Origin of the sequence: Erythrobacter sp. NAP1, from assembly GCF_000152865.1 — a bacterium.
Classification (GTDB): Bacteria; Pseudomonadota; Alphaproteobacteria; order Sphingomonadales; family Sphingomonadaceae; genus Erythrobacter.
Window position 1 is genome coordinate 2298370 of sequence record NZ_CH672390.1, and the last position, 11784, is coordinate 2310153.

Annotated in this window: 12 protein-coding genes; 6 read left to right on the forward strand and 6 right to left on the reverse strand. The window is 61.7% G+C overall.

The window, feature by feature from the left end:
• Positions 1 to 17 precede the first annotated feature (17 nt).
• Positions 18 to 863 carry a class II aldolase/adducin family protein gene (locus tag NAP1_RS10925; protein ID WP_007165352.1) on the reverse strand — a complete coding sequence of 282 codons (846 nt, stop codon included), beginning with the start codon at positions 861 to 863 and terminating at the stop codon, positions 18 to 20.
• Between the two features lie 53 nt (positions 864 to 916).
• Positions 917 to 1630 carry an NAD-dependent deacylase gene (locus tag NAP1_RS10930; protein ID WP_007165353.1) on the reverse strand — a complete coding sequence of 238 codons (714 nt, stop codon included), beginning with the start codon at positions 1628 to 1630 and terminating at the stop codon, positions 917 to 919.
• A gap of 44 nt (positions 1631 to 1674) precedes the next feature.
• On the opposite strand from NAP1_RS10930, the gene NAP1_RS10935 reads away from it, so the two are divergent.
• From NAP1_RS10935 to nth, 4 genes are read left to right on the forward strand one after another with little or no spacing between them, the layout of a single operon-like run.
• On the forward strand, positions 1675 to 3537 hold the full coding sequence (locus NAP1_RS10935; RefSeq protein WP_007165354.1) for an acyltransferase family protein: 1863 nt from the start codon (positions 1675 to 1677) through the stop codon (positions 3535 to 3537).
• Positions 3538 to 3589: 52 nt separating this feature from the next.
• Positions 3590 to 4318 carry a 4-hydroxy-tetrahydrodipicolinate reductase gene (gene dapB, locus NAP1_RS10940; protein WP_007165355.1) on the forward strand — a complete coding sequence of 243 codons (729 nt, stop codon included), beginning with the start codon at positions 3590 to 3592 and terminating at the stop codon, positions 4316 to 4318.
• A gap of 32 nt (positions 4319 to 4350) precedes the next feature.
• Positions 4351 to 5523, forward strand: a complete 1173-nt coding sequence (locus NAP1_RS10945; protein ID WP_007165356.1) for a M48 family metalloprotease — start codon at positions 4351 to 4353, stop codon at positions 5521 to 5523.
• 10 nt (positions 5524 to 5533) lie between these two features.
• Positions 5534 to 6184 carry an endonuclease III gene (gene nth, locus NAP1_RS10950; protein WP_007165357.1) on the forward strand — a complete coding sequence of 217 codons (651 nt, stop codon included), beginning with the start codon at positions 5534 to 5536 and terminating at the stop codon, positions 6182 to 6184.
• Between the two features lie 496 nt (positions 6185 to 6680).
• On the opposite strand, the gene NAP1_RS10960 is transcribed toward nth, so the two are convergent.
• Together NAP1_RS10960 and dapE are read right to left on the reverse strand one after the other, a co-directional pair.
• Positions 6681 to 7958 carry a dicarboxylate/amino acid:cation symporter gene (locus NAP1_RS10960; protein ID WP_007165359.1) on the reverse strand — a complete coding sequence of 426 codons (1278 nt, stop codon included), beginning with the start codon at positions 7956 to 7958 and terminating at the stop codon, positions 6681 to 6683.
• A 7-nt stretch (positions 7959 to 7965) separates the two neighbouring features.
• The gene (gene dapE / locus NAP1_RS10965; protein WP_007165360.1) at positions 7966 to 9123 is read right to left on the reverse strand and encodes a succinyl-diaminopimelate desuccinylase; all 1158 of its coding nucleotides are present in this window, start codon (positions 9121 to 9123) and stop codon (positions 7966 to 7968) included.
• A 29-nt stretch (positions 9124 to 9152) separates the two neighbouring features.
• Here dapE and NAP1_RS10970 point away from each other — a divergent pair, with 29 nt between their 5' ends.
• Positions 9153 to 9620, forward strand: coding sequence for a cupin domain-containing protein (locus NAP1_RS10970; protein ID WP_007165361.1), 468 nt, complete (start codon positions 9153 to 9155; stop codon positions 9618 to 9620).
• A gap of 25 nt (positions 9621 to 9645) precedes the next feature.
• A complete protein-coding gene (locus NAP1_RS10975) occupies positions 9646 to 10254 on the forward strand; it encodes a LysE family translocator (RefSeq protein ID WP_007165362.1) in 609 nt (202 codons plus the stop codon).
• Here the strand turns inward: NAP1_RS10975 and NAP1_RS10980 are convergent.
• The gene (locus NAP1_RS10980; protein ID WP_007165363.1) at positions 10251 to 11126 is read right to left on the reverse strand and encodes a S1/P1 nuclease; all 876 of its coding nucleotides are present in this window, start codon (positions 11124 to 11126) and stop codon (positions 10251 to 10253) included. The two genes, NAP1_RS10975 and NAP1_RS10980, sit on opposite strands and share 4 nt — an antisense overlap.
• Positions 11123 to 11782 carry a glutathione S-transferase family protein gene (locus tag NAP1_RS10985; protein WP_007165364.1) on the reverse strand — a complete coding sequence of 220 codons (660 nt, stop codon included), beginning with the start codon at positions 11780 to 11782 and terminating at the stop codon, positions 11123 to 11125. Before NAP1_RS10985 ends, NAP1_RS10980 begins: the two co-directional genes overlap by 4 nt.
• Positions 11783 to 11784 lie beyond the last annotated feature (2 nt).

Here is an 11784-nt window from a genome sequence, read left to right on the forward strand (position 1 = left end):
CCCTGAAGTCAACCTTCCTAGTGGTCGTGGCCCGGATTCTGGCGCTCGAGCTTTCGCAGCAGGCCCGGCCACACGAGGTTATCGCCCATGCCCGGCGTGAAAGCGGGCTTGGCCTGTTCGAACACGCGCGCCGCCATCGCTTCGCTTTCCTCCACCAGCCCGGCATCGCTTCCCACCGCCTGCGCCAGGATCTGCGTCTTGCAGCTGTTTTCGAGCAGATACATCCGCAGGAAGGCGAGCGCGCAGTTGTGGCCAATCGTCAGCGTGCCGTGATTGCGCAGCATCAGCAGGTTCTTGTCGCCGATGTCGGCCACAAGCCGCTCGCGTTCGTCGAGGTCGAGCGCGATGCCCTCGTAATCGTGATAGGCGAGATCATCATGCACCTGCATCGCGAACTGGGTGTAACGCCTCAGCCCTTCCTTCTGGACCGACACGGCAACCCCATAGGGCGTGTGCACGTGGATCACGCAGCCCGCATCCTCGCGCGCAGAGTGCACCGCGCTGTGGATCGTGAAACCTGCCGGATTGGTGAAATAGGGCGTTTCCTGCTGCGGCACGCCGTTCATGTCGATCTTGACCAGCGAGGATGCCGTCATCTCTTCGAACATCACGCCATAGGGATTGATTAAGAAGCGCTCTTCGCCGTTCTCGTCAGGCAGCCGCGCAGAGATGTGCGTGAAGACAAGGTCGGTCCATCCGTAGAGAGCGCAAAGGCGATAGGTCGCCGCAAGCTCGTAGCGCAATTGCCACTCGGCATCCGAGACCTGGCCTTCGAGGCGGTCGACCTTCGTGGGGTCGGGAATGTCGAAGTTCTGCGCGATGGCCATCGTGCCCTGCGGGGGCTGTTGGTGCGCTGTTGCCATTGTTTGTCTCCCTCAAAGTCTCGATTCGCTTCTCGAAGCGAAGCATCACCCAATCATCCTAGCACTTCGTCGACCCATTGCGGGACCAATTGTCCGGCAGGGCCGTGGCGCGAAGTGGCGAAGAAGTGGCTGCCCTCGCTTGGCTCGAGATTGAGCTCGAGCGTGTCGGCGCCGTATGCGCGTGCCTCCTGCACGAAGCCCGCCGCGGGGTGGACCGCGCCGCTGGTCCCGATACTGACGAACAGGTCGCAGGTGGCGAGCGCCGAATAGATCCGCTCCATCTGATAGGGCATCTCACCAAACCACACGACGTCGGGTCGCAAGGTCGGAGCCTGGCAGACCGGGCATGCCGGGCGCTGTCCGTCTTTGGCTGACATCGGCGCATCCCAGCGCGCGCGGGTCTCGCAAGACTGGCAAAGCGCGCTTTTTAACTCGCCATGCATGTGAAGGACGCGGGCCGATCCACCGCGTTCATGCAGGTCATCGACGTTCTGTGTAACCAGCAGCAAGTCGCCAGCAAACTCCGCCTCCAGCCGCGCGAGCGCATGGTGCGCGGGGTTCGGTTTGACACTGCCCAACGCCTCGCGCCGCGCATCGTAAAAACCGAGTACGAGATCGGGATTGCGAGCAAATCCTTCGGGCGTTGCCACGTCTTCGATGCGGTGCTGCTCCCACAACCCTCCTTCGGAACGGAACGTGTCGATCCCACTTTCGGCGGAAATGCCTGCGCCGGTCAGGATTACGATGGAGCTTGGAGTTTCTGACATGTGGCCGGAATGTTTACCAAATCGGCTTACCACGCAAGGCCAGCATGGCGACAACTTTGCCCCCTCACTATCGCCCGGACATTGACGGGCTGCGCGCGCTCGCCGTGTTGCCGGTGCTGCTGTACCATGCAGGACTTCCCGGCTTTTCAGGCGGCTACATCGGGGTCGACATATTCTTCGTGATCTCGGGCTTCCTGATTACCGGGATCATAGTGCGAGAGATCGACGCCGACACCTTCTCGATCCTCGACTTCTACGAACGCCGGGCGCGGCGGATCCTGCCCGCTCTCCTAGCGATGATCGCTTTCGTGCTGATCGGCGCGAGCTGGCTATTCCTGCCGAGCGACCTCGAAAGCGTAGGCCCTTCTGCGCTTGCCGCAGTGTTGTTCATGGCGAATGTCTGGCTGTTTACCGAAACCGGTTACTTTCAGGCCGATGCCGAGGTCACGCCGCTGCTTCACACCTGGTCGCTGGGTGTCGAGGAGCAGTTCTACATCGCGGTGCCCATCGGCCTGCTGCTGATCGCACGCTTCATGCCTAAAAGGCGTGTCGCCTTGCTGGTGTTGGCAACGCTCGCCAGCTTCGTCTGGGCAGTCGCGAAGCAGGCCGACAGCGATGGGTTTGCGTTCTACATGCTGCCGACGCGGGCGTGGGAATTGCTGGCAGGGTCGCTGCTGGCTCTGGGCATCGTCCCTCAGGTCAAGCGCCAGTGGGTTGCCGAAGCTCTGTGCGCCGGCGCGCTCGCCCTCATCGCCTTCGCGGTCGTCACCTATGACAAGGCCACCGTCTTTCCGGGCATTACGGCCCTTGCCCCGGTCCTCGCTGCGGTGGCGCTGATCCATTGTGCGCCGGGTACGTCGGCAGGGCGGCTGCTGTCCCTCAAGGAGCCCGTCGCAATCGGGCTGATCAGCTATTCACTCTATCTGTGGCATTGGCCGCTGATCGTATTCTGGCGCTATATTCTGAGCGACAAGCTGACCCTCGTGGATTCGCTTGGACTGATCGCGGTATCGCTCGCAATCGCATGGGCAAGCTGGCGTTTCATCGAGCAGCCCTTCCGCAGCAAGGCACGCTTCCCCACACCTCGGATCTGGCGCTGGAGCCTTGGCGGGATGGGTCTTGCTGCCGCAGCGGCGCTAATTTTGATGTTCCAGGGCGGTTGGGAGAGCCGCTTCGAGCCCGGCACCTTGCGCTATGCAAAAGCAAGTGAGGATCACAGCCCGCTGCGCAGCGAGTGCATTGCAGACCGTGTCGGCGACCATTCACCGGCCTGCACCCTCGGGTCTGGAAGCGACGCGCCCACCGCCATGCTCTGGGGAGACAGCCACGGTGTCGAGATTGCCTATGTCCTCGGAGAACAAGCCTCCGCGCGCGGAGAGGCGCTGGTCCAGCGAACGCGCGGATCGTGCCCGCCTGCAATCGGCTACGATCCCGCGCGCGATCCTCGCTGCATCGCTTTCAATCAAAACGTGCTTGAAGAAATCGCGGCAACGCCCTCGTTGCAGACCGTCTATCTCGCCGGATACTGGGAGCAAGGCCCCTATCGAAGTGCAGGCGTCGACAAGCTGATCGACAAAACGATCACCGCGATTCAGGCTCTCGGACGCGAGGTCGTACTCGTCGGCCCTGTCCCCACTCAGCCGGTCGCGGTGCCCCGCCTGCTAGCCCTGCACGGTGAAGAGGCTGACACCACCTCGGCCGCACGCTTCCTCAGAAGGATCGGCTATTTCACGCAGCGATACCCCGAATGGCGGGCGCGCGGCGTGACGATCATCGACACGCGCGACATTTTCATCAAAGGCGAGCGGACGGTCATTCTTGCGGGCGGAAGGCCGCTCTATTACGACGATAATCACCTGAGCCTCGCCGGAGCGCGCCGCCTGCTGGAACATATGCCTGGCAGCTGACGGTCCCCCTCCCCCTAGCGAGGCCAAAGCGCACGCATACGAGGACGGATCGATGGCAGACTTCGCAGTGATCGGACACAAAGGCCGCATGGGCCAGGCGCTGGCTGACGCGATCAAGCAGGCGGGGCACAATCTGTGCGTAGGCGTCGATCTTGGCGGAGAGCCTGGCAAGCTGGTCGCAAAGTGCGACGTTATCGTCGACTTCTCGGCTCCCGATGCACTCGCAGCCAACCTCAAGGCAGCGACGAGCGCGGGCGTACCGATCCTGATCGGGACAACAGGGCTTGAGCCTTCGCACTTCTCTGCGATCGATGAAGCCGCCAAGGCGATCCCCGTGCTTCAGACCGGCAACACCTCGCTTGGCGTGACCTTGCTATCGGCGCTGGTCCGTGAGGCGGCGTCACGACTTGGTGATGATTGGGATATCGAGGTGCTCGAAATGCACCACCGCGCAAAGGTCGATGCGCCATCGGGCACGGCCAAGCTGCTGGGTGAAGCCGCCGCCGAGGCACGCGGGATCGACCTGTCCGACAACATGGAAAGCGGGCGCCACGGCTATACCGGCGAGCGCGGTGAAGGGCATATCGGCTTCGCCACTCTGCGCGGCGGCACGGTCGCAGGCGAGCACAGCGTTATCTTTGCCGGTAACGAGGAACGCCTGACCCTCTCCCACTCGGCTGAAAACCGCATGATCTTTGCGCGCGGCGCAGTGCGCGGGGCCGAATGGCTGATGGGCAAGGAACCGGGCCGCTATTCGATGGAGGACGTGCTGGGGCTTTAATCCGCACCGGCACGAGTGAGGGGAAACACATCATGACATTCGATCCCGAGGCCGCCACGCGCGACCTCATGAGCACGCTTTCAGCCGAAGAGCTGGAGCTTGCCCGCGCCTACACAACCAGCAATCACTGGCTGATCCTCGCCGGGCTTGTCGTGAGCGCGCTGGTCACGTGGCTGGTCATAAAAAGCGGCGTGCTCGACTGGGTGTTCTCGAAGGTCAGCGAGAAGTGGCAGAACCTGCGGGTCTTCGTCGTCGCTTTTGTTTTCGGAGTGGTCAGCGGGCTGCTGTCCCTGCCCTATTCGATCTACACCGATTGGTACCGCGAAAGCGCCTATGATCGCACCAGCCAACCGCTCGGCGATTTTCTCGCGCAGGGCGCGCTCGGAATGGTGATTTCGAGCATCCTGCTCTCGCTGCTTTTCATCGGGGTCTATGCGCTGATCCGAAAGACGGGAAGGCTCTGGTGGCTGTGGTCGGGCGGTCTTGTCGCGGCCTTCACCGCGCTGGCGCTCGCCTTCCTGCCGCCGCTGATTGAGCCGCTCTTCAACGAGTTCGAGCCGATCCCCGAAGGCGAAGTGCGCGATGCCGTGTTGGCGCTTGGCGCAGAAGCCGACATCTCGCCCGACCGCATCTTTATGTATGACGGCTCGCGCCAGTCGAACAACTTCACCGCCAATGTTTCAGGGATCGGCGGCTCGGCGCGCATCGCGATCTCGGATGTGGCGATGGGTGAGGCTTCGCTCGACGAGGTGAAGGCGGTGACCGGCCACGAGATCGGGCATTACGTGCTCGGCCATGTCTGGCGCTCGATCTTCGTCCTGAGCGTGATGGCGGTGCTGGTCTTCTTCCTCACCGCGAAGAGCTATGACTGGTTTGCGCGCAAGTTCGGCAGTTCGGCGGAGCTGTCTGACGTGCGCGGGATCCCGGTGCTGCTTTTCATCATGGGACTGTTCTTCACGCTCGGCCAACCGGTCATAAACACCATGACCCGCATCGGTGAGCGCGAGGCGGATGCCTATTCGCTGCGGACCGTGAACCTGCCCGATGCGCTCTCGATGGCGCTCATCAAGACCGCTGAATATCGCTATCCGCTGGCGGGCGATCTTGAAGAGGCCATTTTCTACACTCACCCCACGGTCCAGAACCGCGTGCGTGCGGCAATGGAATGGAAGGCTGACAATATGGACGCGAGCGAGACCGAGTGACCCCACGGGTATGACCAAAGACCAGATTTTCGAGTTCTTCCGCCGTCTGGCCGAAGACAATCCCGAACCCGAAACCGAGCTCGAATACGGCAACGCCTATCAGCTGGTCGTGGCAGTTGCCCTGTCTGCGCAAGCGACCGACGTTGGCGTCAACAAGGCGACGCGGGCTCTGTTTGCGAGGGTTGAGACGCCGCAGCAGATGCTCGATCTGGGGCTCGATGGGCTGATCGAGCACATCAAGACGATCGGCCTGTTCAACTCCAAGGCGAAGAACGTGATCGCGCTCTCGCAACTGCTGATCGACGAATATGGCGGAGAGGTTCCCGACACGCGCGAGGACCTCGTGCGGCTACCCGGCGTGGGTCGCAAGACTGCGAACGTGGTGCTCAATTGCTGGTTCAAGCAAGAGACCTTCGCGGTCGACACCCACATCCTGCGGGTTGGCAACCGCACAGGCCTCGCCAAGGGGAAGACGCCCGAGCAGGTCGAAGCGAAGCTCGAAAAACGCGTACCCCAACCCTTCCGCCTGCACGCGCATCACTGGCTGATCCTGCACGGGCGCTATGTCTGCAAGGCAAGGACGCCCGAGTGCTGGCGGTGTCCGGTGGTCGATCTGTGCAGCTTCAGGAAGAAGGTGCTGGAGAAGCCGAAGGGGCGGTGATGGCTAGTTCCTTGACACAAGTTCAAGCTTGAGCAGTTCTTCTACAACGATCTTTCTGTCTGACGTGCCCGCGTGTCCGAAATGGCCGGGTTCAGAGGTTTGACGACCGATAAACTCGATCTGATAGAGCCTGATTTTGCCGTCGAAAGCAGGTCGCTCTGTCGCTCTGATTTCCTCTGCGAAGGTCAACCAAACTCGCTCTCCTGCGCTGTGGTACGTGCAATCATCTGCTGGCGCTGCGCAGAAACGCGACCCTTCGAACTCATCGAGCCAAAGGCCTTCCCATCGTCGTGCCTTGTCCATTGGAAAGCATTCACGGACATCGCTTGGAAACGCATTAGGTCCCCCCGACAAAAATAGTTCAACACATCTGTCGGTCACTCCTGGCAATGTTTCGCGGAGAAGTGCAGCGTCAGCCGACGCCTCAGGGTCTGGATCTGGATCAGCTGCTGGAGAGCAGCTGAGCAGGCCAATTATCGAGGCAGCCCCGAGGACCTTAAACATCATCCGCCGAAATCAGCTCGGCCCGATCCAGTTCGCCGGTCAGGCTTGCCACGGTCGTCGCCACGGCCGCGTCGCCGCTGACATTCGTTGTGGTCCTCATCATGTCCATGATCCGGTCGATGCCTGCTACCAGCGCGATAGTCTCAAGCGGCACACCGACCGCGCCGAAGACCAGCACCATCATGATCAGGCCAGCGCCCGGAATGCCCGCTGCGCCGATGGCTCCCAAAGTGCCGAGGATCGAAATCGTGATGTAATCGCCCCATGTAAGATCGACACCAAAGGCCTGCGCTCCGAAAAGGGTCGCAAGTCCGAGATACATCGCGGTGCCATTCATGTTGATCGTCGCTCCGAGCGACACGACGAAACTCGACACCGAGTTCGAGACCCCCAAGTTGCGCTGGGTGCAGCGCAACGTAACGGGCAGCGTCGCGTTCGAACTTGCGGTCGAATAACTCACCGCGATCGCGTCAACGATGCCGCGAAAGAAATCGATCACTGGCAGTTTCGCGATGAACTTGATCATCCCCGCATAGATTAAGCCAATGATCAGGAAGCAACCGAGATAGTTCAGGAACACGAGGATGCCGAGCGCCTGCAGCGCTTCGAGCCCCAGTGTGCCCGCGACCCATGCCATCAGCGCAAAGACACCGAACGGGGTCAACTCCATCACGATCATCGTGACCCTCTGCATCACGATTGACCCGCTTTCGAAGATCTTGAGCACCGGCTCACCGTCTTCCTTCGCCATGAGGATGCCAATGCCGATAAGAAGCGAGAATACAATGAGTGGAAGGACATTGACGTCTGCCATGACCTGAACAGGGCTCGATGGAACGACCTCGAGGATCATCTCTGAGAACGACTTGGCGCTTTCTTGCCGCTCCTGCGCTTCCGCAAGTTTATCGGCGTCGAGCTGCATCGAACTGCCATTGATCCCGCCACCGGGTTGGGCAAATGTGCCAATCGCAAGGCCAAGCCACACTGCCATCTGACCTGTGACCACAAAGATCAATAGCGCACGCCATCCCACGCTTCCTAGCTTGCGCAGGTCTCCGATACTGGCGACGCCCGCGACAAGGCTGAAGAAGATCAACGGAACGACCAGCATCTTGATGAAGGCGATGAAGATGTCACCGATAATCTTGATGTCGGTCGGCTCCAGTCCGCCGATGCTGCCTACCTGACCCCACGGATAGCCAATCGCGATCCCAAGCACGAGCGCACCAATAACCCGCTGCCACAGCGGAATTGCAAACCAGGCTTTCATCGGAAACTCACGCCCCTTCGTGTTCTGTTTTCAGCGCCAGCGCCCCCAGCGCCGCGCGTGTGTAGATGCGGGTTAGCGTATCGAGGTCGGGTATGGCCACAGCCTCGTCACGCTTGTGCATGGTTGCGTTGCACAGGCCGAACTCGATCACCGGGCACACGGCGCGCAGGAACCGCGCATCGGACGTGCCTCCGGTGGTCGATTGGTCGGGCCGCGTGCCGGTTTCAGCCTCGATCGCCTCGGCGAGCATATTCGAAAATGCGCCGGGCTCGGTCAGGAAGGGTTCGCCCGAAATGATCGGCAGAGCGCGCCCGCCGTGCTTTTCAGCGATAGCGGCGACGCGCTCCGACAGGCTTGCGCCGGAATGCAGATCGTTGAAGCGGATCGAAATGCGCGCCTTGGCGGTGGCAGGGATGACATTGTGAGCGCGGTTGCCGACTTCGATATCGGTGATCTCGAGGTTTGAAGGCTGGAACCAGTCGGTCCCGGTATCGAGCGTGAGCGCGTCGAGCTCGGCGAGCATCGCTACCAGCTTTGGGTTGGGGTTATCGGCAAGGTGCGGATAGGCGACGTGGCCCTGCATGCCCTCGACCGTCAGCCAGATATTGACCGAACCGCGCCGTCCGATCTTCATCATGTCGCCCAGCCGATCGACGCTGGTGGGTTCGCCGACAAGGCACAAGTCGGGCTTGATGCCCTGCTCATTCATGTAGTCGATCAGCGCCCTCGTGCCGTGCAGAGCCGGGCCTTCCTCATCGCCGGTGATGATGAAGCTGATCGTGCCCGCGTCTTTCGGGACATCTGCGACAGCTGCGACCATACAGGCGATCGAGCTCTTCATGTCCACCGCGCCGCGTCCATAAAGCAGCTCGCCGCGCTCTGTCGGTTCGAAAGGGTCCGAGGCCCAGCCATCGCCCGGCGGGACCACGTCGAGGTGCCCTGCAAAAGCGAAATGCTGGCTGCCCTCGGGCCCTTTGCGGATCGCGAAGAGATTTTCGACAGGTGCCTCGTCGCTGCCTTCCTCGCCATCGCCGCGTTTGAACCGGTGGACCGCAAAGCCCAGCGGCGCGAGCATTTGCTCCATCGCGTCGAAGACAGAACCGGTGGCGGGGGTAACGCTGGGCTCGGCAATGAGCCGCTTGGCGTAATCGAGGGCATCACTCATAGTGCCCTCGCTAGCAGGAGAAGCGCCCAATGCCCAAGCTTGATCTTGATGCGATCCAACAGACCAACGCGACCGGCTATCCCCCGCCCTTCGACGCGGATGTCGAGGGGCGCTGGTATCGCAGGCTCGCGCCGGTTGCCGGGCTGACACAGATGGGCGCGAGCCATGTCGAACTAAAGCCCGGCGCATACTCTTCGCAGCGGCACTGGCACCGGGTAGAGGATGAGCTTGTCGTTGTGCTGTCAGGCGAAGCGGTGCTGATCGAGGACGAGGGCGAGACGGTGGTGAAGGCTGGCGACGTGATCGCATGGGCAGCCGGGGTCGAGAACGGACACCGCCTGCACAATCGCAGCGACACCTCCTGTTTCTTCATCGCCGTTTCGGCAGGCGACGCAGATGCGGATTCGGGCGAATATCCCGATATCGACATGGTGTTCGACGCCGATGGATATGCGCGCAAGGACGGCTCTCGCTACGAGACGCGGCGAACCCCTTGATCGGGCGCCCTGAACCGCTTCGCTCATGGACCTGATCGGCTTTGCCCTTGCCGTGCTCCTGATCGAGCTGACCCCCGGCCCCAACATGGGTTGGCTGGTGGCGCTGACGCTAGCGGAAGGGAAGCGATCGGGGCTGGCCGCAACGACCGGCATCGCCCTCGGGCTTGCTAGCAATGCGGCGCTGAGCGTGCTCGCAGCAAGCTTCATCCTCAGCCAGAGCGACGCAATCGCGAAAGGCATTTCGCTTGCGGGTGCAGCAATGATGGCTTGGCTCGCATGGCAGGCGTGGCGCGATGCTGGTGAGAGTTCGCACGCGGCAACACCTCGTAATGAAGTCCAGCGCAATGCTCTCGCCGGGTTCGGGATCAACCTGCTCAACCCCAAGGCGACGCTGTTCTTCATCACGGTCATGCCGCAATTCATCGCGGGAGGCAGGCCAAGCTATGCGCAAGGCCTTATAATGGCCACGCTCAGCGTCGCGGTCGCGACTGCGGTCCACCTAGCGCTTGTTTTCGGGGCCGAGCGCATTCGCCCGCTGCTCCAGTCGCATGCGCGCGCAAGGCATGTGAGCCGCATCCTCGCATTGCTGATGCTCGGCGTGGCGACGTGGTTCGCCTGGAAAGCGTTTGCCTAGCGGCGCTCAGGCTCGGGCAGCGGGCCGGGCTCGAGCGCGCTTTCGATAAGCTGCGCGATACGAATGCCCGCCTGCTGAACGCGGCGCTTGGCGATGGGAACGCCGCGCACGATGTCTTCCTGAGTGAGCGCGGTCTTCATAGGCAGTTCTGTGCCGCACACATCGCCGGTGTCGAAAGCGGTCGGGTAGACGAAGCCGCGTGAGATCTCCCAGCTTTCGCGTCCCCACTCATCAGGATTGCCGCCGCCAAGCTCAGCGCGCTCGGCTACGCTGTAGCGGCGCACGACGGGATCGGCAGGGTCGCTGATTGCACGTTCTGCAAGGGGTCCGTCCCAGATCCAGTGGAGGTTGAGGCTTGGAACAATGCCGTAATCGGTCTCGCGATCATTGCCCCCTCGGTCGCTTTTGTCGCCCGAGTGAAGCGGCATATGCACATCGCCTGCGAAGTGCACCATGAAGGCAAGCGCTTCGAGCCTGACATTGGCAGGCAAGCTCTCATCGGCGAGCACGCGGTGCGCACGCTCGATCTGGCCCGTGACACAGGCGCCGCCGGGACAATTGGCGCGCGGGTTGAATGCCTCGCAAATCGGCGCGGTCCGGTAATGCCAGGCAGCTGTGTAGCCCCAGCGCGATCGGTCTCGGCGAATGCAATCGGGCCACACGCTCGCATCGCGAAGGTTCTCAAGATCGCATTCGGGCGTGCCAATCAGTTCCTCGGCTTCAAACAGCGCGCGCAGCTTGGCGCGCGAAGCTGGCGAGATATTGGCCTCGGCAATTTCGGCGGTCTTGCGGTGCGCGTAAAAGCCCCATGCGCTCGCCGGGGTCGGCAGCAGTAAGGCAATTGCGCAAAGCGCAAAGATTGCGTGTCTCATCCCACGGTCTCGTACTGTTCGATTACCCATTGTTCATCTTCCGAAGCGCTGACCCATGTCTGCATCCAGTCATGCTCCCAGATCGCTTCCATATAGCTTTGCGCGAAGCCTGGCACGCCAATCCCGTAGGTAACAAAGCGCGATACGATTGGCGCGTAAAAGACATCGGCTGCCCCGAAGGTGCCGAACAGGAACGGCCCTGCGCTACCGTGGCGAGCCCGCACCTCGGCCCAGAGCTGAAGGATGCGTACGACTTCGCTTTTGGTCTGGTCTGATACATTTTCAAGCTTGATCCGCCGGCGCACATTCATCGGCATCTCGCTGCGCAGCGAGGCATAGGAAGAATGCATTTCGGCAACCATCGAACGCGCCATCCCGCGCGCGGCCTCGTCCTTGGGCCAGAAGCGGTCGCGCCCGACCTTGTCGGAAAGGTACTCCATGATCGCCAGGCTGTCCCAGATGACATTGTCGCCGTCCCACAGGATCGGGACCTTGCCGCTGGAGGGCTGGAAATCATCCGATTGCTTCTCTTCCTGCCAATGCTCGCCAAGGATCGGGACGGTGATTTCCTCAAAACTCAGTCCCGATTGCTTGGCCGCGAGCCAGCCGCGAAGCGACCAGCTTGAATAGTTCTTGTTTCCGATGATGAGTTTCATGG